We start from the raw sequence: 20,830 nt of genomic DNA, 5'->3' as shown, positions 1-20,830 counted from the left end.
CAATGAATATTTCTGCGTCAGGCGGCGGGAAGGCTCTCGCGAAGTTTGACACGGAGGATTTTCCCGGATCCGGTGCGTGGGATTTCCTCTACGACATAGACACGGTCCGGGACCTTGTAGGCAGACAGGCGATCCCGGCAGTGACCGATCAAAACCTCCTCATCAAAGCCCTGAGCGTCCCTGAGCACGACGCAAGCAACAGGGACTTCCCCCAGCATGGTGTGCGGCATGCCGATCACTGCACAATCCATGACCGTTTCATGGAGCAATAGGATCGTTTCTTCCACTTCCGCCGGTGCGATGTTCTGCCCGCCACGGATGATCAACTCCTTGAGGCGACCTGTGATGGTGAGGAACCCGTTCTGGTCGGATCTTGCGAGATCTCCGGTGTGATACCATCCGTCAACGATGGCTTTTTGGGTCTCGTGAGGTTTGTTGTGATAGCCCTGCATCAGGTTCGGCCCCCTGCAAATCAATTCTCCCTCGATACCCATCGGTACATCCAGCCCGGTTTTCGGATCGACCAGCCGGACGGTCAAACCGGGAACCGGTAATCCGCATGAGCCAGGAACGCGCCACTTGCCGGGCCAGTTCATGGTGACCATCGTCGATGTTTCGGTGATCCCGTAACCATCCAGCAAGGGAACGGCGAAGAATGCTTCGAAGTCGCTGTTCAGCGTACCGGGCATAATGGCCCCGGCGGAGACGCAGAGCCGAACCGATGAAAGCAGCTTCTCGCCGCTCGTCTGGCAGGCCGACAGGAAATAGTGAAAGACGGTAGGCACCCCCGGCATGAACGTGAAGCGCTTGGTCCGAAGCAGTTCAGTCGCCTGGGAAGTCGAAAACTTCTCCATGATATATTCGCTGGCGCCGGTGGCGATGATGGAAAGAACCGCGATGTTCAGGGCGTAGGAATGATAAAGAGGCAGGGTGTTGAGAACGACGTCATCTTCGTTCAGTCCGGCGATCGGCGCCCAGCATGCGGCCGTGACCCACAGCATGGAGCGCGTCGAGAGGAGTACGCCCTTTGGCTGGCCTGTGGTTCCTGAGGTGTAGACGATGTATGCTGGCCGATCGATGTCCTGGTCGTCCTCGAATGTGAATCCCGCTGTCTGTTGCGGGCGCCCGAGACCAGTCTCGTCATCGGTGGTGATCAGTACGGTCGGTTGTTCGAGGCGCTGCAGCAAAGCTTCCGCCATCGGCCGTTTTTCCGGCGTCGTTATCAGCACCGCGCATTCCGCGTCGGTGAGACGGTAGCTGAGTTCGGCCTCGGTCGACTCGATGCTGACCGCGACAGCGATGCCTCCCGCCCTTACGACCGCGAGGCAGGCTACGACCCAGTTGACCGAATTGGGCAGGAAGATCACCACCGCCTGCCCCGTCTTGAGGCCCAACGTGGCGAGTCTAGTTGCCAGGCCCTGCGTCTCAACATCGAGATCCCGATAAGAAACTGCACGCCTTTTGTCCTCGAACGCCAGTTTGTCCGGGTGCAGGCGAGCGTTCCGTCGGAGAATCTCTCCGACGGGTGCAATAAGCTCGAAACGTATCATGACTTGTCCTCCCGCCTTTCCGTTAGACCATGCAGAAGCCGCCGTTGACGCTGATCACTTGGCCGGTAACCCACGAAGAAGCGTCCGAGGCGAGGAAAGTCACCATGGGTGCGACGTCATCCGGCTTGCCGATGCGACGCAACGGATATGCCTTTACGATCTTCTCGCGGTTCTTCTCGAGAAACACGGGATCCGAATGGGACGTCTCGATCAGACCGAGCGAAACCGTATTGACCGTAATGTTGTTACGGCCGAACTCGCGAGCAAGCGATTTGCCGAGCGCGATCGTACCACCGCGCGCAGCCGCTGCGAGGGCGAGGTTGGCTTCGCCGATGCGAGAGCTGTCGCCGACGAGGTTGATGATGCGACCCGCGTTTTGCCCGATCATCAATGGCGCCACTGCATGGCAGCAATTGATCGCCCCGTAGAGGCAAACGTCAATCTGCTTTTTCCAGTCCTCAGGAGTCGATTCAATAAACCGCTGATATTTGACGTAGCCGGCATTGTTCACGAGAATGTCGATCGTCCCGAAATCGCTCTTGACGGCCGCGACCATCGCCTTCACCTGGCCATTGTCGCTGATATCGGCCTGATAAGCCTTCGCCTTTCCGCCAGCGGCCTTGATCGACGCGACGACGGCTTCGGCCTCGCCCTCCGAACGGCTATAGTTGACCGCAACAATGGCGCCCTCGGCTGCAAGAGTGCGAGCGATGTCACCGCCCACATCGCGGCCACCGCCGGTCACCAGCGCGATCTTTCCGTTCAAATTAGTCTTCATTGCAATTCTCCTTGATATATTGACAGGCTGCCGTGGCAGCGAATTTGGACGCGTTCCGGCACGCCAGATCGCCATCGTTATTTTCCGAGGAAACGTGGCGGGCGCTTCTCCTTGAAAGCTTTCCGGCCCTCGATGTAGTCGAGGCTCGCGCTGGCCTCATCGATCAGCTGCTCGGCAGCCTCCGGGTCGAGCTGGCCGCGAGCGCATCCGTTCAAGATAAACTTTGCCCCCTTGATCGTGAGCGGCGCGTTTTCCGCCATCTCGGCCGCAAGATCGTAAGCGGCGGCCAAGGATTCATCCGCAACGCCATCTATGAAGCCGATATCAATTGCTTCGTCGGCTTTGAAACGCCTGCCGGTGTAGAGGATCCGCTTGGCAGCGGTCACGCCGACCAGCGAAAAGAGTTTGCGTGTCGCGGAGACTCCGTAAACGATCGAAAGGCGCGCCGCGGGAATGCCGAATACAGCGCTGCGCGCGGCGATCCGGAAATCACAGGACATGGCAAGATGCGCCGCGCCTCCGAGGCAGTAGCCCTGCAAGGCGGCAATCGTTGGCTTGGAGACTGCATAGATCGCGTCGCCTGCCCCATCGACTGCAACTTCGTATCGTTTGCTCTCACCTGCCCCTTCGCGGACCTTGTCGAATTCACTGATATCCGCACCGGCGGAGAAATCGTCGCCCGCCCCTGTCAGGATGATGGAACGGACCTGGGGATCGCGATCAAACTCCGTGAAGATGTCCGCCAATCGCCGCCACATGTCATAGGTGACGGCATTGCGTTGCTGTGGGCGGTTCAACGTAACGGTCGCGACGCCATCGACGTTCTGAACGAGAATTTCACTCATGGCCTACTCACACTTGCGCTCCAAAAACCTGCGGTTGCGAGCTTTCCGGTCTTTCGCGGATGGGCGCCCGGCGGGCGCCCCGAGGTCTTAGTTCTTGACGAGCGGGCACTTGCTTTCGGACAACGGCCGGAAAGCCTTGTCGCCGGGGATGGTGGTGACCAGCTTCAACAGGTCCCATTCACCCTTGGATTCGCCCGGTGCCTTGACCTGATAGACGTACATGTCGTGGACCATGCGGCCGTCTTCGCGGATCTTGCCGTTCTTGGCGAAGAAGTCGTTGATCGGCGTTTCCCTCATCTTCGCCATGACCTGTGTGGTGTCCGTCGTTCCTGCCGCCTGGACGGCCTTCAGATAGTGCATGGTGGAGGAATAATCGCCGGCGTCGCCCATATGCGGCGGACGGCCGACGCGTGCCTCGAACCTCTTTGCAAATGCTCGCGTCTCATCGTCACGATCCCAATAGAAGGCGTTGGTGAGGATCATGCCCTGTGCGGTTTCAAGACCGAGCGAGTGCACATCGGTGTCCCAGACCAAAAGGCCGGCAACCGTCTTGCCAGACGAAGTGAGACCGAATTCCGCAGCTGACTTGACCGCGTTGATGAAAGTTGTACCCGATCCCGCCATCGCCACTACTTGTGCCGGCGACGCTTGCGCCTGAAGCATGAAAGCACTGTGGTCAGAGGTTTCGATGGGATAGCGCACGGCGCCGGAAACCTCTCCCCCATTGGCCTTGACGATCTGCGTCGCGTCGGCCTCCAGTGCGTGACCGAAGGCATAGTCCGCCGTCAGGAAGAACCAGTTCTTCAACCCTTGCCGTATCAGTTCGTTGGCAGTGCCGTTTGCCAGCGCATAGGTGTCGTACGCGTAATGAATGCTGTTCGGTGTGCAACTATCGTTCGTGAGGCGCGACGTTCCCGAGCCGTTGACAATCGCAATCTTGTTCTCGTCTTTTGCGACCTGCGTTACAGCGAGTGCGATGCCGGAATTGATCAGGTTGTTGATCATCGTGACGCCCTGCGATTCATACCATTCTCGGGCTGTCGAAACGGCAACTTCCGGCTTGTTCTGGTGATCCGCAACAATGACTTCGACCGGGCGGTCAAGAACCTTGCCGCCGAAGTCCTCGACAGCCATCTTCACGGCCGCGATCGCCCCCTCTCCCGCCTCATGTGAGAACTGGCCGCTGATGTCCGTGAGCACCCCTACTCGAACAGGCCCAGCATCCTCGGCTGCAGCTGATGCCGCGACAGCGGCGAACGCGGCAACGCAAGACAGTAACATCCTTATCGATTTCATCATCAATCCTCCCGATTGCCGGCGCCCAGGCTCCTCCCGGGCGCCATACTTTCACTTGCGTTATCATACCTAGATGCAGTGCATCACTGCTATGATATGCGCTGCATCAGCGTAGGGTGTTTATCGTAAGCAGAAACTTTACCGATATGCAAGCTTGCATTATTAGACTTAGTGTGTTTTTATGATTTTACCTTCGCGAAAGAGACGAAGGACGCGGCTCGCCTCTTGGGCGTCCGTGGGAGGAACAAAATTAAGCCGGTAGGGAGGACTCGTGCCGGACACCGCACCCATCATCGAGGCGCGCGAATTGACGCGCGTGTTCGGCGGCTTTGTCGCTGTCAAGAACGTCAACCTTAAGGTTCGTTCCGGGACCATTCATGCGTTGATCGGCCCCAACGGGGCAGGCAAAAGCACGCTGTTCAATCTCTTGACCAAGTTTCTGACCCCGAGCGGCGGAAGCATCATCTTCAAGGATCGCGACGTAACGCAGATGGCGCCCGCAGACATCGCCCGGCTTGGTCTCGTCCGATCATTCCAGATTTCGTCCGTGTTCCCGCATCTCAGCGCGTACGAGAATGTTCGCGTCGCCCTGCAGGCGCGCGAACGTGAGACCTTCGCCTTCTGGAGGTCAAACAAGAACCTTCAGCGCTTCAACGACGAAGCAATGAACCTGCTGGAGAGTGTTGGTTTGGCGGACCGTGCCCGAGCAAAGGCGAGCGAACTATCCTACGGCCGGAAACGGGCGTTGGAACTGGCGACGACGCTGGCACTCGATCCGGAAGTTCTGCTTCTGGACGAACCGATGGCGGGCATGGGAACTGAAGATATCGGGCGGACCGCGAGCCTGATCCGGTCAGTCGGAATAGGCCGAACCGTTCTGATGGTGGAGCACAATCTCGGTGTCGTCGCGGATCTTTCCGACACGATTACCGTATTGCGGCGCGGCGAGGTCATTGCCGAGGGCAGCTATTCCGACGTGTCATCAGACAGCGAAGTCCAGAAAGCGTATCTAGGAGGGGCACATGGCTGAAGCCCGGCTCCTCAGTGTGAATAATCTTGAAGCCTGGTATGGCGAGAGTCATGTCCTGCATGGCGTCACCTTCGACGTCCGCAAAGGCGAAGTCGTCACATTGATCGGCCGCAATGGCGCCGGCAAAACGACGACGCTGCGCAGTCTGATCGGAGTGGTCGGCAAGCGGCGCGGTACGAGCGTTTACAAGGGTGTGGATCTTTTGAACGTCGCGCCCCATAAGGTCGCGCGTCTCGGGATCGGCTATGTCCCGGAAGAGCGAGGGATCTTTTCGACACTGAGCGTTATCGAGAACCTGATGTTCCCGCCCGCCTGGCAAAGCGGCGGCATGGAGATCGACGAGATCTATAACCTGTTCCCCAATCTGAAGGGACGCGACCATACTCCCGGCACGCGCCTGTCCGGTGGCGAACAACAGATGTTGGCGATCGGTCGAATTCTGCGAACCGGCGCCGACTTCATTTTACTCGACGAACCGACGGAAGGGATCGCGCCCGTGATCATCGAGGAGATCGGCGCGGCCCTGCGCATCCTCAAGGAGCGCGGAATGACAATCATTCTGGTCGAGCAGAATCTGCGTTTTGCGGCCTCTGTCGCCGATCGTCACTTCGTCCTCGATCAAGGCAAGGTGGTCGATGAAATTTCCAACAACGTCCTCGATGCCAACATGGAACGGCTGAACCGCTATCTCGGAGTGTAAGCCATGGCACATCTTTTCAAACAGGTAGAAACCGATGACTGAAATTTTCGGCGTTCCGGCTTCCGTCCTTCTCGGCCAACTACTGCTTGGCCTGATCAACGGTTCATTCTATGCACTTCTGAGCCTTGGTCTGGCGATCATCTTCGGTATGTTGAACGTAATCAACTTTGCGCACGGCGCCTTCTACATGCTCGGGGGTTTTGCTGCGTGGTTCCTTCTTTCTCAGTTGGGGCTGGACTACTGGACCACTCTCATCGTGGCGCCGATCATGGTGGGCGCTCTCGGCGTGCTCGTAGAGCGGCTGCTCCTCAAGCGGCTGTACCGGATGGACCACCTTTATAGCCTGCTTCTGACATTCGGCATTGCCATGATGGTGGAGGGTTTGTTCCGCCACCTATTCGGTTCCGCCGGCAAGCCGTACCCAGTGCCCCCGTCACTGACCGGAGGCATCAATCTCGGCTTCATGTTCCTGCCGATGTACCGCGGCTGGGTGATCGTTGTCTCGCTGGTGGTCTGTATTCTGACCTGGTTTGCAATCGAGCGCACCAAGCTTGGCGCTTATCTGCGAGCGGCCACTGAGAACCCTGCCCTGGTACAGGCTTTCGGCATCAACGTACCGCTGATGCTCACGTTAACCTACGCTTCCTGCGTGGGGCTGGCCGGTTTTGCCGGAGCGCTTGCCGCGCCGCTTTATCAGGTGAGTCCGGGCATGGGCTCCAGCATCATCATTGTCGTGTTTGCAGTCGTGGTGATCGGCGGTATGGGGTCGATCGGAGGTGCGATCGTTACCGCACTCGGCCTCGGCATCACCGAAGGCCTGACCAAGACTTTCTATCCCGCGGCCTCTTCGATCGCGGTGTTCGTGATCATGGTGCTCGTCATCCTTATCCGGCCGTCAGGCCTCTTCAACCGCGAGGCATGATCATGGTCAGCGCCCCCCTCTCCACTTCCACGCCGCTCACGAGTTTCCTTCGCACGGGAAGCAATACCTTAATGCTGATAGTCGCCGTTCTGATGCTGTGTGCGCCGCTGGTGGTTTATCCTCTCTTCCTGATCAAGATCCTGTGCTTCGTGCTGTTTGCGGCGGCGTTCAATCTTGTGCTCGGATATGCCGGCTTGCTGTCGTTCGGGCACGCCGCCTTTTTCGGAGGCGGCGCCTATATCGCGGCTCAGGCTGCGAAGGTCTGGCACCTTCCGTTTGAGCTCGCGGTGCTTGCCGGGACGATATTCGCGGCCGCAATCGGCCTCGTCTTTGGTGCACTTGCCATTCGTCGTCACGGCATATACTTCGCGATGATCACACTGGCCCTTGCGCAGATGATCTATTTCCTGGCCGTTCAGATGCCTTTCACGGGCGGTGAGGACGGCATCCAGGCCGTGCCACGAGGCTACCTTCTCGGTCTCATCGACCTCCGGAATACTACCGCCATGTACTACACCGTTCTTGGCGGAACGGTGATCGGTCTCCTCATCATCTGGCGCGCCGTAAACTCGCCGTTCGGCCATATCCTTTCGGCAATTCGCGAAAACGAAACCCGCGTCACGTCCCTTGGCCTCAAGCCGGACCGCTACAAACTGATTGCCTTCACGCTGTCGGCAGCACTCTCGGGTTTCGCAGGTGCACTTAAGGCTATTGCATTTCAGCTTGCCTCCCTCGTTGACGTGACGTGGCATATGTCGGGCGAAGTCATCCTCATGACATTGCTGGGCGGCATGGGCACGCTCATCGGTCCGATCGTCGGCGCATCCATCGTCGTCGGATTGGAGCATTTTCTATCAACCAGCGGCCTGCCCATCACCTTCATAATCGGGCTGTTCTTTGTGGTTTGCGTCATGACATTCAGGCGGGGGGTGTTCGGCGAACTAAAGGCGCTTTGGGAACGCCGCCAAGGGTGAAATGGCAGGTATCATTATGCAGGCAAAACAAACCCACGGACGCGCCTAAACAAAACTAAGCGAAAGAGAAGCAGGAGGTACGGCCCGCCTAAACCGACACTGCTAGAGCAGATCCTGCTTAATCCGGATCATATCCTGCGGCTCTGAAGTATTTGGCGAGCGCCCTCCGGTTGATGCCCACCTGCCACTCAACGAACAGACGCTCGACCATTTCGTCGAGCATCACGGCCTTACGATCGTCAATCATCACGACAACGGATGCCTCGCGCGCATCCAAGCTCGAAGACCTTCGCCAGTCTTGCGGCCGTAATGTCGGCTCCTCATCGCTGGCTCTTGCGATCCAGCGGATTGCCGTCGATCCCAACCCCGACGGCGGCCTACCATTGGCTCGTACCGGTCGATACCCGTCAAACCTCAGGCAGCATTGCCTTCAGGGCTCTTCTCCTTTTGCTTGCGCAGCATCTGGAAGATGCGTTCGGGTGTCACGGGCAACGTGTCCACGGAAACACCCAGATGAGACAGTGCATCGGATACCGCATTGGCGATGGTGGCGGGCGCTCCGATCGTCCCCCCTTCGCCCATGCCTCGAAAACCACCGACATTGTTGGGCAGCTCCGCTTCGATATGCACGATACCGATGTTAGGAACATTGCTGGCAACGGGGACGAGGTAATCGGCAAGGCTTGCGGCAACTGTCTGCCCCTGGTCGTCGTGGATGATTTCCTCCAGAAGTGCTGCGCCTATCCCCTGAGCAACCGCACCATGCACTTGTCCATCGACGATCATCGGATTGATGGTCTTGCCGCAATCTTCGGCGACGACGTATCGCAGGATTTTCACGCCATAGGTTTCCGGGTCGACCTCGACCATGGCAAGATGCGTCGAGGAACAGGCGGTGCCCAGATAAGGATCGTAGGTTTCCGACGCAGTCAGGTCCTCGCGGCGCTCGCGCGGGATGCGGCCCATCTGGGTGTAGACGGCGGACGCGACCTCCTTCAGCGTCATCGTGATATTCGAATTGCGGCTGGAGACGATCCCGTCGTGGATGTCGAGGTCTTCGACGCTCTGCTCCATCAGGTAGGCTGCGGCACGCAAGACCTTGTCCTTAACGACTCGGGCCGCAAGGATTGCCGCGCCTCCCCCGAGCACCGCCGATCGGCTGGCGTAGGTGCCGCTCGACATCGGGACCAGGGAACTGTCGCCGTGCTTGACCTCAATGTCCTCGAGCTTGCAGCCAAGCTCGTCGACGATCACCTGCGCGAGCGTAGTTTCTAGCCCTTGCCCATGGGAGGAAATGCCGAAGGCTGCCGTGATGGCGCCGGTAGCGTCGATCTCAATCTTCGAGGTCTCCGTGCCGGTATTGATTGGCATGCCAGGGGCGACGGATATGCGCGAGCCGATGCCCGTTAACTCGGCGTAGCTCGCGAGCCCTATCCCGACCCACCGACCTTGCATCCTCGCCTCGTCCCGTTCGCGGACGAGATTGGGATAGTCGACGTGAGCGCAGGCACCTTCTAAGCATTCCTGAAAGGCTGATTTGTCCCAGATGATGCCAGAAGCGGTTCTGTAGGGAAACTCCTCGGCCCGGAGGAGGTTTCTTCTGCGAAACTCGACCGGATCCATGCCTAGTTTTTGTGCGGCCATCTCTATCAGGCGTTCCATCGCAAACGTCGAGGATGGCCGTCCAACTCCCCGATAAGGTCCTGTGGGCGGTTTCGGCGTCAGCACGCCTCTGATGCGCCCTCGGTAATGCTCCATTCTGTAAGGCCCGGGCAGGAAGCTGACCACCTGCACGGTTTCCAGCGCCGCGGTCCACGGGTAGATCGAATAGGCACCGACATCGCCGATGACGTCCGCACGCAGCCCGATCAGCGTTCCCTCCTTCGTAACCGCCAACTCGGCTTCGATCAGTTCGTCGAATGCCTGGCTCGTTGTGGAAAGATCTTCAAGACGGTCGCTGATGAATTTGATCGGGCGTTTCAGCTTACGAGAAAGGGCGCACACGAGCATTTCCTCGCCATAAAGCGATCCCTTGCCCCCGAAACTTCCGCCGACATCCGGAGCAACGACGCGCAACCGGGTGCCTGTCAGGCTGAGACAGCCGGACAGAACGTCGCGTATGACACCGGGAATGTTGGACGACGTGTAGAGGGTGAGCGACTGCTTTCGGCTGTCCCACTCGGCAAGATAGGACCTGTTCTCCATCGCGACCGCTGTTTTACGGGTCATCCGGAAACGGCCCTTGACGGTGACGGCCGCTCCTTCAAAGGCCGCATCGACGTCACCTCGCTTGAACTCGCGTCGAATGATCGTGTTCGTCCCGGCCTCCTCGTGAAGAAGCGGTGCATCGTCCTTGACCGCGTCCACCTGCCTTATCGCAAAGGGCAGAGATTCGTACTCGATGCTGATGTGTTCGAGCGCGTCCTCCGCTGCATAGCGGTTTTCAGCAACGACCGCGACCACCGGTTCGCCGACATACCGTACCTTCCCGCGGGCCAGCGGCCAGATCGGTGTTGCGTAATATCCGGGCATGCGCGAAGTCGGGATCGCCGGATTGATCTCGCCTTCGAGATCGGTCGCGTCATAGATTGCAACAACACCGGGAACCGAGAAGGCATCACCGACATCGATGCTTAGAATGCGAGCGTGAGGCTGATCCGAGCGCCGCAACGCGACATGCAGCATTCCAGCCGGCGCCATGTCATCCACATATTGCCCGATGCCAGTAAGTAGCCGGGGATCCTCGGTGCGCTTGACCCGCTTGCCAACTAGCTTAGGACGAAGTTCAACGGAATGATCGCCCTTGCTCATTCATAGTACTCCGCGCCCTTGCGCAATGCCTGCCATTGCATGTCGTCGTGCCCGGATACAATGGTGTCACCTTTATCCCGGAGCGCCTTCAGTTCCGCGAGCGCCTTGGCAGCGAGATCCATGTTCCAGGTGTTTTTGGGAGCCACACCCTGTTCGATATTCATTTGCAGGGGAGCGGCATCGGAGGCCAGAACGAAAGCGCCATCCTTCCGCAGAGATAGGCGGGCGACACTCATTCCAGGCGTATGTCCGGGCATGGGAAGAAGAACGATCCGCCCGTCACCATACACATCGTGCTCGGCATTGAACGTCTGAAACCCCTGGGGCTGGTCCCATTCCTTCGACAGATAACCCTGGTTTTCGGCGCCGTCGGCGCGCGCCGCCGCGACCTCCGCTTCATGGCAGAGGATCGTCGCCCGGTGGAAATAGGAATTGCAGCCGCAGTGATCGGGATGCAGGTGCGAGCAGACAACGAGGTCGATATCATCGGCTGCCAGTTGAAGACGCTTGAGCTGCGTGACGACCGTTTGCTCGGCGGTGAAAATCGGGGTCATCACCTTGCTCAGGCCACCCCAGCGCCCCTGAGGATCGGTCGCGGCTTCGGGATTACAGCCACTGTCGAAAAGAACGTTCCCCGAGGGATGCTTTATAAGCGTCGCGTGAACGGGTAGTTCGATCGTCTCTTCCTTAGGCGCTCCTGAGACGAAAATGGAGCGGCGCATGCGCAGGCGACCACCATCGAGAAAATGCATCCTCATTTCAGGGGTCCCCTTTCCTTAGCCAGTTCCCGAACGGCATTGACAATGTGCTCGTATCCTGTGCAGCGACAGATATTTCCGGAGAGCGCCTCGCGGATCTGGTCGTCCGTTTCGAGCGGGTGGTGGCGCAATAGGTCGGTGATCGCCATGATAAAGCCGGGCGTGCAGAAGCCGCATTGCAGGCCGTGGTGCTGCCGGAATGCTTCCTGCACGCGACCGAGATTGTTGATACTGCCCTGCCCCTCGACGGTCTCGATCTGCATGCCGTCGGCTTGAACCGCGAGCGCCAGGCATGACCTCGCACTCCTGCCATCAAGAATGATCGTGCAGGCGCCGCAGACGCCGTGCTCACAACCGACATGCGTTCCGGTCAGGGCCAGTTCCTGACGCAGGAAGTCGCTGAGCAACATGCGCGGTTCGATCGACCGCGTGTAACTTAGCCCGTTAACTTCGAGGGTGATCGTTTTCCTATCCATGAACTCGTCCTCCGCAGAGTTCCGCGCGCTTCCAGGCATCCCGCAATGCGCGTCTCGCAAGTGCGCCGGCCAGATGCCGGCGGTAATCGGCTGATGCATGTATATCCGTGTTGGGGGTCAGAATCGTGCTCAGGGTCTCTGCAACCCGGTCCAGAACCGCATCGGAGAGCGCATTGCCTTCGACAAGTTCCTGAATCTCGACCAGGCGTAGGGGTGTCTCGCCGACACCCATCATGCCGAAGCGTACCTCGCTCGCTACGCCGCCAACGATACGCATCGTCGTTGCAACGCATGCGAGTGCAAAGTCCCCGTGACGTTTGGAAAACTCCTCAAAGCCCCAGCCGGTGTCGGGCGAAAGCGTGTCGATCTCGACGGCGGTGACGAGTTCGTCGGGTTCCAGCGCATTCATCAGCGAGCCGGTAAAAAATTCGGAGGTGGGTATCTGCCGTTCGCCGCGAACAGACATAGCGATGATTGTGCCATCGAGGAGAAGCGTCATCATCGGCATCTCGGCCGCAGGATCGGCATGGCACACACTTCCACAAAACGTGCCTCGATTGCGAACGGTCATGTGCGCGACATGGTGCATGACGTCGTGGAGGATTGGGACATGCCTTTCGATGAGACTATTCGTAGCGGTCATGTAGTGCCGTACAGTCGCGCCGATCTTCAGCCGGCTTCCGTTCAGCTCGATACGGTCGAGCCCGGCTATCCGGTTGATGTCGATCAGGATCGTCGGCTTGACCAGACGGAAGTTGATCATGGGCATGAGACTTTGGCCGCCGGCGATGATCTTGCCGTCTCCGTTCGCCGCGGCAAGCGCCTCGGCGGCTTCCGCAACCGTATGGGCGGCAAAGTAATCGAATGGTGAAGGCTTCATGCCGTCACCATGACACGGAACGGCGCCATCGCCGACAGCGCATGATTGGTTCAGGCGCGTCAATTGAGCCCACTTCTGTCGTGTTCCTCATCCCGTCTCCTCCAATGTCCTCCTGCGAGGCTTCAATTCTTAATTTTAACTTGCATTATTAGACTTAAGATAAGAATGTCAAGCAATCATGCTGGCGCAATTTTCCGGGCCGGCGTCAATCGGGCAAGAGGAGGAATCCATCATGGACATGACGGACCAACAGCATATTCCGGCAACGAAGGAGGAGGTGTGGAGCGCTCTCAATGATCCTGACGTGCTTAAGGCCTGTATCCCCGGATGCCAGGAACTCACCAAGTCATCCGACACAGAAATGTCGGCGGTTGCGGTCATCAAGGTCGGGCCGATCAAGGCCAGGTTTCAGGGGGCCGTTACGCTTTCCGACCTTGATCCACCGAATGGCTACAAGATTACCGGTGAAGGGCAAGGTGGCGTTGCCGGCTTTGCAAAGGGCATCGCGACCGTCCGGCTCGAAGAGGTCGAGGGGGGAACGATCCTGCACTACGAAGTCGGCGCCCAGATCGGTGGCAAGCTTTCCCAGCTTGGCGCGCGCCTCATCGATGTGACTGCCAAGCAGATGTCTGGCCAGTTCTTCAAGCGCTTCGCCGAGGAAATCCAAGTCCGCCAGGGTCAACCTGCATCCCCCGGAGAACCGGCATCCCCCGATGCGGCATTGCCGCAACCGAGCGCCCGACGTGCATCCTCTTCCCACGGTACAGGCGCAGCAACACCACCTCGTTCCGTGCGTCAGATGCAGAATGCGTCTGTTTCGTCGGCCTCCGTAAGCCTGCCCGTTCTTGCAGCAATCGTGTTTGCCGCGGTGCTTGTGGCAATTTGGCTAGTATACGGTGGCCTTCTGCCGAGCCTCGCCCCCATGGCTGACGCCCGGGCGCATATCTCACCGGATCTGGCGAGCATCGTGCAATTGATTATGGCCGCCGCTATTGGTTACTTGTTCGGAGCGCGGGCCGGGACACGCTGACTGAGGCGAGAACGCCGGAGTTGAACGAAACTCCGGATTCTCAAAATAACTTGCATAAGGAGACTTTTTCTCTGCATCAGCGTCCAACTTAGCCGGTGCAATGGAGTCTCCTCTCCATCGCCAAAAGCTCATGTGTCCGAATGGCGCAGTAGATATCCACTTTCGACGATTTTTTTCTGACCGAACCACTGACAGCCTTCCCGGAATTACCTCGCCTCGCTCGAGGCGCTTTCTCTCCGCTATCCACTATCGATCCAGAATCTCGGCAGCTCCACAAATCCAAGGCCATCGTGACGCCATCAAAGCGGCCCGGCGCAAGGCTATGGTTTCTGCCGAAATACTCGCCCGACCTCAATCCTATTGAGCAAGTCTTCGCCAAGATCAAACATTGGATGCGCCAGGCCCAGAAGAGAACCGCCAAAGACACATGGCGCCATCTCGGATACCTTGTCACCACAAGCAAGACGAGTGCGCCAATTGCTGCAGATTACCTCATAGTCAAAACCGCTGGTGCTCTGGGGCACGCCGCTGCGCCAGGAAAAGTTCGAAGAAGATATCGTGCCGCCAGAGGCGGTGACACCGGACGCTTCTCTGGCAATGACCTCCCGCCAAAGCCATTGATCCGTGGCCGCGATGCGCCTTCTACCAAGCGGGATCAAGATTGGGGGCAATGTCATACCCATGGTAATGCCGCGACCCTTCCAATAGCCAGGATACAGACGAACCTCGTCCCGCCAAGCTGGAAACGGCTTTGCTTTACAGATCGAACGGATACCTGAGAACATAATCCGTATCTTTTGCCACGATCGGCTTCCTGCACTCAGAGCAAATCACAATCGCCGCGAAGTCTTGACCGCATACCTTGTGACGCAGTCGCATCGGCGGTTTGCCGTCGGCAAGCCAGCGATCGCCCCAGGCCATCATGACCAGCATCGGCTTATATAGATCCAGGCCCATCTCCGTGAAGCGGTACTCGAAGCGGTCTCCCGAATTGTAGGGAACCTTGCGAAACACCTCAGCCTGGACAAGTCGCGCTAGACGGTCTGCCAAGATATTGGTGGCGATCCCAAGATTTTCCCGCATTTCCTCGAAACGGCGAACCCCGTACCAACCCTCGCGAAGTATTAGGAAGCTCCACCGATCACCAATGATTCCCAGGGTACGGGCGACAGAGCAAGGCCTCACTCTTTCAAGCAAGGTCGCATCGGAACTGCGTCGAGACGTCGGGCGATTTTCGACGGGCGCGTATCCGGCCCCGGGTCCATCGCGCGGAGAAACTTCCCGCGCGGTGAAAGGCTGCAGACATTCGGAGCATACAGTAACGGGATGGCATTCGCAGCCGCAGACCTTGTGTATCATCTGCAGGGGCGGCTCATTGCCGCCCGTCAGCCACTTGTCGCCGAACTCCATGAGCGACAACATCGTGGGAAACAGATCTTTCCCACGTGTGGTCAGAAAATACTGTTGCCCGGGCTCGTTCGGCCGCTTTCCTAGGCTAAGGATCTCGTTCGCCACCAAGGCTGACAATCGAGAGGACAATGTCTGTCTTGGGATTCCTAGCCGTTGCTGGAACTTGTCAAACCGACGGACCCCGAAATAGGCCTCACGCAAGATAAGAAAGTTCCACGTATCGAGGACAATTTCGATAGTGCGCCGGACGGACGACTGTCTTTGCATGAGCAGCGGACGTTCGGCATCTTGAGGCGACATCGATTGTGGCGTTATGTTGGTTATCTTGTTCAAAGCGATGATGGATGTTTAACAAACGAACCCTTTGTGGACGCACAAATATATGCGGATAAGTCTAATATTGAAAGTTGATTGATCGCTTTTTTTGCGGGGGACTTTCCCATGGAAGGAGACCGCGTTGCGTATTACGGGAAAGGCGATCTCATTCGTCGATTCCTCGACGGCCACTCACCGAGAAGTAGTCGATTGCCACCAGTGGCGGACGTGCGAACAATCGTTGGCTGTGGTTCTATCGGCTTGACCGAGATGCGGTTAGTTTCTCCTGCAACTTTTGAGGAAGCCCGCCCTGGCGAGCTTCCTGCTGCTATGGCGATTTCTAATCCGCTGACCTTGGACGCAAAGGCGAGGACCAGATGGAACGGCATGGACAAGGCAGAAACGTACAGCCAGGCGATAGCGCAATCACAAGCGTGGACGCAAACCCGCACCGCCCGGTCACATCAAAGCTTTGGCGGGTCGAGGGACCGCTCAGACTGGCCGATTTACTTGGTCTGGTTCCGCAGCTGTGTTGGGTCCTTCTCGCGTTGTTGGCATTACTCCTGCTTTCAAAACCCGCTGTTCGGCTTCTTGAAGAAGGAAGGATATCGAAGCTTGGCGTTGGCATTTTCGAGATCGACATCGCACAGGAAACGGTCGCGCGTATCAAGGACCCGAACATAGCCGGCATCCCGAGAACATATAGAGAGTTCAAACCGATCCCCGATCGTGCAGGCGCGATTCAGGACAAGTTGCGCGGAGCATACGTTTTATGGGTCGACGATGGCGGATACTCGCAAAATATACTGGCGCGCCACGCCTTGGAGAGCTTCGGAATTCGCTTTGATCTGGCGTCTGCGACGGACAAGGCCTTCAAAATGATGGACCAATTCCGCTACGACGCCGTTATTTCCGATGTTTCCAGACCGTCCGAGGGAGACATCGACAACACTCCCTGCTTTTCGGCGCCGCAACCGGCCGGAGTTGGATGCGTGATGGTGAAGGAAATGCATGATAAATACGGCAGCGACATGCCACCGGCGATATTCTATTCGGCGAAATATCCGCGATCAGCAGGGACGCCGCCATATGCGTTGGGCGTTACAAACCGCCTGGACCTCCTTTTTGGCCTTGTGTTCGATGCACTCGAGCGAAGAATGCCCGACGAAACGGACCGGTAAGGCGGCAGACACCGGTTTGACTATCTGGGGCGCCGCTTTTCTGGCAGGTGCGTGCAGGGAATGATGTGGGCTGGATGCAGCTTTCTGAGACGCATTGACACGTACCCATGGAAGCCCGGGCTTCCATGGGTACGTGTCCTCAATTTAGATGGCGAGCTCTCCGCCATCGATGCGGAACGTTGAACCGGTCACGAAGGACGCTTCATCAGAAGCGAGGTACGTGTAAAGTCCGGCAACCTCCGACGGCGCTCCCATCCGTCCCAGTGGAACCGACGTTTTCAGAAACTCCGAGCGGAACTCATTGGCGTCTCGGCCGAACCGTGCGCTCATCACCTCAAGATCGGCAAAATTCAGTATGGTGTCGATCTGGCCAGGCGCCACAGCATTCGCGGTGATCTTGTGTTCGGCAAGCTCCATGGCGAGCGCTCTCATAAGTGCCATGACTGCCGCTTTGCTTGTCGCATAAGCGGTTGAAGGCGCGTGGGCCTCTCCCCGCAATCCGGCAATTGACGCCGTTGCCAGGAGGCGCCCTCCCCGGCCCCCCTGTATCATCAATCTTGCAGCAGCCTGCAGTGTCATCATCACGCCTATGAGGTTGACATCGATCACCTGCATCCAGGATTCACGGCTCCCGTTCACAAACTCCTCGATTTTTCCAACTCCTGCATTCGCGACGCAGACATCAAGTCGGCCAAACGCCTTTGCGCGGCTCATAGCCTCTTCAATATCTTCGGCGCGGGTCACGTCGCCCTCTACCCAGATCAGATTGTCATGACGGAGAGCCTGATCAATGGACCGATCGAAGGCGATGACCTTTGCGCCCTCATGCAAAAACCGTTCGACAGTCGCTTTGCCTATACCGTTACCTGCTCCGGTAACGATTGCTACCTTGTCCTGGAGGACTCCCATTGGCTTTCCTTTCGATATGTATGGGAACGTGAAACTCATTGGACAGCGCTCGGCCGATCGTCGTCGTCCTCGACAAAAAGCACGTCTTCCGGGCGCCAGCTTAAAACTACCGGTTGGCCAGGCTCGGCGCCTTCGAAGGCGTCAATCGTTGCGCTGACATGGATGACCAGCCCATCTGGGCTTCGCACCAGCAAGTCGTAACCGATCCCCGTGAAGAAAGACCGCTCAACAGTCCCCTCCATTTGATTGGCTGCGGCTGCGGCTAGAGACCGCGTGGCGACCGAAATGCGGTTCCGCGGCAAAACGGCGGCGATTTCTGCAGATGGCGCCAGCCATGCCGGACGGGTGCCTTCGATGAGCAAACCCGGGCCAGCAATCCGTAACGCGCTCCCATTGCGCTCTGCCCTTCCTTTGACAATAGTTCCCAGATTTATAAATCGGGCAACATGCGTCGTGCGAGGAGTGCGGTACAGTTCGCGTGGCGTATCGATCTGCGCTATGCGACCTTGGTGCATGATCGCGATACGATCAGCGATCGCACAAGCCTCTTCCTGATCATGGGTGACGTGGATGAAGGTCGTCCCGGTTCGTTGCTTAAGGGCGACCAACTCGTCTTGCATCTGCCGACGCAGCTTCAGGTCGAGAGCGCCGAGGGGCTCATCGAGGAGCAGCACGGCGGGCTTATTGGCAAGCGCACGTGCCAATGCTGCTCGCTGTTGTTGACCACCGGACAATTCGGCGACCTTGCGTGCGTCCAATCCTTCCAGGCCAACGAGCCTTAGTGCTTCGGCGGCATGCCTTAGGCGCTCTTCCTGGGCCATTCCAGTCATCTTCAGGCCAAATGCGACGTTCGCACCAAGTCGCATGTGGGGGAACAGGGCATAGCTTTGGAACACCGTATTCGTTGGTCGCATGTAGGGCGGCATTGCCGTCACATCCCTACCGCCAATACGGATGGTGCCTTTGTCTGGCTCGACAAATCCGCCGATGATGCGAAGGGTTGTGGTCTTGCCGCAGCCGCTTGGGCCCAGGAGGGCGAAAAGCTCACCCGTGTCGACCTCGAACGATATTCCTGAACCTGTTTCACCGAGTCCAGATCCTCGTTGTCCAGCATAACGCTTGGCGATATTTGAGCATTGCAATGCCATTGGCATCGAAACCATCCTCTCTTTGATAGGGTGCTAGGCTTAGGCTTGGAAGGCGACCGCGACGGGCGTGTATCGCGCGGATGTGCGCTGGCCGATGGTGGCAAGAAGCGATCCGATGATCAGCAAGACAAACGACGCAGCCAGGAGCATTATCGAGACTGCAACGATTGCCGGCGTCACGCTAAAACGCAGCTGCCCAAAGATGTAGAGCGGCAAGGTGCTGTCCGACCCGGTGACCAGCGCAGTCAGGATAAACTCATCCATCGACAGCGCAAACGAGATGATTGCCGCCGCCACGATTCCCGGCAGGGCTTGCGGGACCGAGACCTGAAGAAGCGCAACCAGCGGCTTTGCCCCAAGATCCATAGCGGCAAGCTCGAGATTGGGATCAAGGCCTTCCAGCCGGATCAAGACCAACAGCACGACCACCGGCAGGGTCAGAACCGTATGACCGGCAACGATCGTCCAAAGCCCTCTTTCGATGCCAAGAGCATTCAAACCAATGATTATAGCCAAGCCAAGCAACATCGGTGGCAGAAATAGCGGGACGGACACGATGGCGAGGCTGGCCTGACGCCACCGGCCGCTGCTGCGTGCGAGCTGAACAGCTGCCACTGTACCAACCAGGATGCTTATCGCAATTGCAGCGGTGGCAACGACCAGGCTATTGACCAAGCTGTCGATCAGAAGGGGATCGGCGAACACATCAGCAAACCAATGGAACGTAAAACCACGGAACGGAAACCCGATCGTCGGGCTATCGTTGAAGGCAAGTATGATCAGCAACATCACGGGCATGTAGAGAAACGCGATAAAAAAGCATGCATATATTTTTAAGAGCGGCGCGCGGGTTGGATTGAACTGACGTGAAAACGTGCCGACCTCAGCCGCGCCGCCAGTGGCTTTTCGCAAGAGAAGAAGAAGGGCAAACACGATCGCGAGCAAGATCAGTGCGAGCGCAGATCCAAACCCCCATTGAACCGACGACCCGAACTGACGCTGAATCAGATTCGAATATAGATAGCCATCGGTCCCCCCGATGAGCTGCGGGGTGACATAGTCGCCTAAAATCGTGATGGCGCTAAAAACGAACCCGCCAAGGATGCCGGTGCGTGCCATCGGCAAAGTCACGAATAGGAAAGCCTGCCACGGCTTGGCCCCGAGGTCGCCTGCGGCCTCAAGGACGGCCGGATTGGCTCGCTCGAGAGCGATGAACTCCGTCAGGAATGCAAGGGGAAAGAGGAGATAAATAAAGGTGACAACAATTCCTGACGTGTTGAGACCAAAGACCCAGAGAGGCTCTCGAACAACGCCCGCCTGAAGAAGGAAGCCGTTGATCAAACCGGTATCCCCAAGCAGATTCATCCACACAAAGACGCGAATGAGATAGCTGGTGAAAAATGGTAGGACTGCGAGGAGGACCCAAACCAATCGTCGCTCCGGCGCGATCTTTGTCGCAACGAAATAGGCAAAGGGCAATGTAAGCACCACCGTTATTACCGAAGCGAAGCATGCGAAGAACAGGCTGCGCAAAAGCGTATACCAATAGGTACCCGTCGCAAAAAAACGCCGATAGTTCTCCAGCGTCCATTCTTGAACGATAACCTGGTCAACCGTAGGCCAAAGCGAATAGACCGTCAGTACCCCAAGCGGCAAGAACACCCCGATGACGATGATCGCTACAGCTGGCATGCTCAGGATCGGACTTTCCAAGCTCACGGCGAGCGATTGACCGCGCTTGACGGAACTGCCAACTTCGGCGCGCATCGCGTCGACCGCGCCAGCTGCAGAATTCTTGTTATTTGCGATCTGCATCT

The 20,830-nt window shown here is 57.9% G+C and carries 19 protein-coding genes and 1 pseudogene; 7 read left to right on the top strand and 13 right to left on the bottom strand.

Annotated elements, in window-relative coordinates; all coding sequences use genetic code 11:
• Nucleotides 1-17 precede the first annotated feature (17 nt).
• The 4 genes from NBG89_RS32515 to NBG89_RS32500 form a co-directional block, all read right to left on the bottom strand.
• Nucleotides 18-1,550, bottom strand: coding sequence for a class I adenylate-forming enzyme family protein (locus NBG89_RS32515; RefSeq protein ID WP_431324719.1), 1,533 nt, complete (start codon nucleotides 1,548-1,550; stop codon nucleotides 18-20).
• A 22-nt stretch (nucleotides 1,551-1,572) separates the two neighbouring features.
• Nucleotides 1,573-2,328 carry an SDR family NAD(P)-dependent oxidoreductase gene (locus tag NBG89_RS32510; RefSeq protein ID WP_431324718.1) on the bottom strand — a complete coding sequence of 252 codons (756 nt, stop codon included), beginning with the start codon at nucleotides 2,326-2,328 and terminating at the stop codon, nucleotides 1,573-1,575.
• Nucleotides 2,329-2,405: 77 nt separating this feature from the next.
• Nucleotides 2,406-3,173 (bottom strand): enoyl-CoA hydratase-related protein, encoded by a 768-nt coding sequence (locus NBG89_RS32505; protein ID WP_431324717.1) that lies wholly within the window; start codon nucleotides 3,171-3,173, stop codon nucleotides 2,406-2,408.
• Between the two features lie 87 nt (nucleotides 3,174-3,260).
• Nucleotides 3,261-4,469: an ABC transporter substrate-binding protein gene (locus NBG89_RS32500; protein WP_431324960.1), complete on the bottom strand. Its 1,209-nt coding sequence runs from the start codon at nucleotides 4,467-4,469 to the stop codon at nucleotides 3,261-3,263.
• A 271-nt stretch (nucleotides 4,470-4,740) separates the two neighbouring features.
• Here NBG89_RS32500 and NBG89_RS32495 point away from each other — a divergent pair, with 271 nt between their 5' ends.
• From NBG89_RS32495 to NBG89_RS32480, 4 genes are read left to right on the top strand one after another with little or no spacing between them, the layout of a single operon-like run.
• Nucleotides 4,741-5,499 (top strand): ABC transporter ATP-binding protein, encoded by a 759-nt coding sequence (locus tag NBG89_RS32495; RefSeq protein WP_431324716.1) that lies wholly within the window; start codon nucleotides 4,741-4,743, stop codon nucleotides 5,497-5,499.
• A complete protein-coding gene (locus NBG89_RS32490; protein ID WP_431324715.1) occupies nucleotides 5,492-6,199 on the top strand; it encodes an ABC transporter ATP-binding protein in 708 nt (235 codons plus the stop codon). Before NBG89_RS32495 ends, NBG89_RS32490 begins: the two co-directional genes overlap by 8 nt.
• Nucleotides 6,200-6,233: 34 nt before the next feature.
• Nucleotides 6,234-7,121: a branched-chain amino acid ABC transporter permease gene (locus NBG89_RS32485; RefSeq protein ID WP_431324714.1), complete on the top strand. Its 888-nt coding sequence runs from the start codon at nucleotides 6,234-6,236 to the stop codon at nucleotides 7,119-7,121.
• Nucleotides 7,122-7,123: 2 nt separating this feature from the next.
• Nucleotides 7,124-8,095 carry a branched-chain amino acid ABC transporter permease gene (locus NBG89_RS32480; protein ID WP_431324713.1) on the top strand — a complete coding sequence of 324 codons (972 nt, stop codon included), beginning with the start codon at nucleotides 7,124-7,126 and terminating at the stop codon, nucleotides 8,093-8,095.
• A 118-nt stretch (nucleotides 8,096-8,213) separates the two neighbouring features.
• On the opposite strand, the gene NBG89_RS32475 is transcribed toward NBG89_RS32480, so the two are convergent.
• The 5 genes from NBG89_RS32475 to NBG89_RS32455 form a co-directional block, all read right to left on the bottom strand.
• Nucleotides 8,214-8,345 carry a hypothetical protein gene (locus tag NBG89_RS32475; protein WP_431324712.1) on the bottom strand — a complete coding sequence of 44 codons (132 nt, stop codon included), beginning with the start codon at nucleotides 8,343-8,345 and terminating at the stop codon, nucleotides 8,214-8,216.
• A 164-nt stretch (nucleotides 8,346-8,509) separates the two neighbouring features.
• Nucleotides 8,510-10,906 carry a xanthine dehydrogenase family protein molybdopterin-binding subunit gene (locus tag NBG89_RS32470; protein ID WP_431324711.1) on the bottom strand — a complete coding sequence of 799 codons (2,397 nt, stop codon included), beginning with the start codon at nucleotides 10,904-10,906 and terminating at the stop codon, nucleotides 8,510-8,512.
• On the bottom strand, nucleotides 10,903-11,664 hold the full coding sequence (locus NBG89_RS32465) for an N-acyl homoserine lactonase family protein (RefSeq protein WP_431324710.1): 762 nt from the start codon (nucleotides 11,662-11,664) through the stop codon (nucleotides 10,903-10,905). The genes NBG89_RS32470 and NBG89_RS32465 overlap by 4 nt, the downstream gene beginning before the upstream one ends.
• The gene (locus tag NBG89_RS32460; protein WP_431324709.1) at nucleotides 11,661-12,140 is read right to left on the bottom strand and encodes a (2Fe-2S)-binding protein; all 480 of its coding nucleotides are present in this window, start codon (nucleotides 12,138-12,140) and stop codon (nucleotides 11,661-11,663) included. Before NBG89_RS32460 ends, NBG89_RS32465 begins: the two co-directional genes overlap by 4 nt.
• Nucleotides 12,133-13,020: an FAD binding domain-containing protein gene (locus tag NBG89_RS32455; protein WP_431324708.1), complete on the bottom strand. Its 888-nt coding sequence runs from the start codon at nucleotides 13,018-13,020 to the stop codon at nucleotides 12,133-12,135. Before NBG89_RS32455 ends, NBG89_RS32460 begins: the two co-directional genes overlap by 8 nt.
• Before the next feature lie 232 nt (nucleotides 13,021-13,252).
• On the opposite strand from NBG89_RS32455, the gene NBG89_RS32450 reads away from it, so the two are divergent.
• Together NBG89_RS32450 and NBG89_RS32445 are read left to right on the top strand one after the other, a co-directional pair.
• A complete protein-coding gene (locus tag NBG89_RS32450; RefSeq protein ID WP_431324707.1) occupies nucleotides 13,253-14,050 on the top strand; it encodes an SRPBCC family protein in 798 nt (265 codons plus the stop codon).
• 272 nt (nucleotides 14,051-14,322) lie between these two features.
• Nucleotides 14,323-14,449 (top strand): annotated as a pseudogene (locus NBG89_RS32445) (transposase); the annotation flags it as partial.
• 357 nt (nucleotides 14,450-14,806) lie between these two features.
• Here NBG89_RS32445 and NBG89_RS32440 read toward each other — a convergent pair.
• Nucleotides 14,807-15,760 (bottom strand): winged helix-turn-helix transcriptional regulator, encoded by a 954-nt coding sequence (locus NBG89_RS32440; RefSeq protein WP_431324706.1) that lies wholly within the window; start codon nucleotides 15,758-15,760, stop codon nucleotides 14,807-14,809.
• 392 nt (nucleotides 15,761-16,152) lie between these two features.
• Between NBG89_RS32440 and NBG89_RS32435 the strand changes: the two genes are divergently transcribed.
• Complete coding sequence (locus NBG89_RS32435) at nucleotides 16,153-16,956, top strand: hypothetical protein (protein ID WP_431324705.1); 804 nt, start codon at nucleotides 16,153-16,155, stop codon at nucleotides 16,954-16,956.
• Nucleotides 16,957-17,100: 144 nt separating this feature from the next.
• Here NBG89_RS32435 and NBG89_RS32430 read toward each other — a convergent pair whose 3' ends face one another.
• The 3 genes from NBG89_RS32430 to NBG89_RS32420 are packed head-to-tail and all read right to left on the bottom strand — an operon-like array spanning nucleotide 17,101 to nucleotide 20,828.
• Entirely contained in the window at nucleotides 17,101-17,865 is a 765-nt protein-coding gene (locus NBG89_RS32430; RefSeq protein WP_431324704.1) for an SDR family NAD(P)-dependent oxidoreductase, read from the bottom strand.
• Nucleotides 17,866-17,900: 35 nt separating this feature from the next.
• On the bottom strand, nucleotides 17,901-19,019 hold the full coding sequence (locus tag NBG89_RS32425; RefSeq protein WP_431324703.1) for an ABC transporter ATP-binding protein: 1,119 nt from the start codon (nucleotides 19,017-19,019) through the stop codon (nucleotides 17,901-17,903).
• Between the two features lie 33 nt (nucleotides 19,020-19,052).
• Nucleotides 19,053-20,828 carry an ABC transporter permease subunit gene (locus NBG89_RS32420; protein ID WP_431324702.1) on the bottom strand — a complete coding sequence of 592 codons (1,776 nt, stop codon included), beginning with the start codon at nucleotides 20,826-20,828 and terminating at the stop codon, nucleotides 19,053-19,055.
• Between the last annotated feature and the right edge of the window lie 2 nt (nucleotides 20,829-20,830).

Origin of the sequence: Rhizobium sp. YTU87027, from assembly GCF_050644135.1 — a bacterium.
Taxonomy (GTDB): domain Bacteria; phylum Pseudomonadota; class Alphaproteobacteria; order Rhizobiales; family Rhizobiaceae; genus Rhizobium.
The sequence above is the reverse complement of the archived record's forward strand: the minus strand, read 5'-3'. Positions and strand labels throughout refer to the sequence as shown.

Excerpts from the sequence above, each read along its gene's own strand:
- NBG89_RS32455 (WP_431324708.1), bottom strand. The coding sequence starts at position 13,020 with ATGAAGCCTTCACCATTCGATTACTTTGCCGCCCATACGGTTGCGGAA.
- NBG89_RS32440 (WP_431324706.1), bottom strand. The coding sequence starts at position 15,760 with ATGTCGCCTCAAGATGCCGAACGTCCGCTGCTCATGCAAAGACAGTCG.
- NBG89_RS32420 (WP_431324702.1), bottom strand. The coding sequence starts at position 20,828 with ATGCAGATCGCAAATAACAAGAATTCTGCAGCTGGCGCGGTCGACGCG.
- NBG89_RS32430 (WP_431324704.1), bottom strand. The coding sequence starts at position 17,865 with ATGGGAGTCCTCCAGGACAAGGTAGCAATCGTTACCGGAGCAGGTAAC.
- NBG89_RS32425 (WP_431324703.1), bottom strand. The coding sequence starts at position 19,019 with ATGCCAATGGCATTGCAATGCTCAAATATCGCCAAGCGTTATGCTGGA.
- NBG89_RS32490 (WP_431324715.1), top strand. The coding sequence starts at position 5,492 with ATGGCTGAAGCCCGGCTCCTCAGTGTGAATAATCTTGAAGCCTGGTAT.
- NBG89_RS32435 (WP_431324705.1), top strand. The coding sequence starts at position 16,153 with ATGGAACGGCATGGACAAGGCAGAAACGTACAGCCAGGCGATAGCGCA.
- NBG89_RS32515 (WP_431324719.1), bottom strand. The coding sequence starts at position 1,550 with ATGATACGTTTCGAGCTTATTGCACCCGTCGGAGAGATTCTCCGACGG.
- NBG89_RS32510 (WP_431324718.1), bottom strand. The coding sequence starts at position 2,328 with ATGAAGACTAATTTGAACGGAAAGATCGCGCTGGTGACCGGCGGTGGC.
- NBG89_RS32485 (WP_431324714.1), top strand. The coding sequence starts at position 6,234 with ATGACTGAAATTTTCGGCGTTCCGGCTTCCGTCCTTCTCGGCCAACTA.
- NBG89_RS32500 (WP_431324960.1), bottom strand. The coding sequence starts at position 4,469 with ATGAAATCGATAAGGATGTTACTGTCTTGCGTTGCCGCGTTCGCCGCT.
- NBG89_RS32460 (WP_431324709.1), bottom strand. The coding sequence starts at position 12,140 with ATGGATAGGAAAACGATCACCCTCGAAGTTAACGGGCTAAGTTACACG.
- NBG89_RS32470 (WP_431324711.1), bottom strand. The coding sequence starts at position 10,906 with ATGAGCAAGGGCGATCATTCCGTTGAACTTCGTCCTAAGCTAGTTGGC.
- NBG89_RS32465 (WP_431324710.1), bottom strand. The coding sequence starts at position 11,664 with ATGAGGATGCATTTTCTCGATGGTGGTCGCCTGCGCATGCGCCGCTCC.
- NBG89_RS32480 (WP_431324713.1), top strand. The coding sequence starts at position 7,124 with ATGGTCAGCGCCCCCCTCTCCACTTCCACGCCGCTCACGAGTTTCCTT.
- NBG89_RS32505 (WP_431324717.1), bottom strand. The coding sequence starts at position 3,173 with ATGAGTGAAATTCTCGTTCAGAACGTCGATGGCGTCGCGACCGTTACG.
- NBG89_RS32450 (WP_431324707.1), top strand. The coding sequence starts at position 13,253 with ATGGACATGACGGACCAACAGCATATTCCGGCAACGAAGGAGGAGGTG.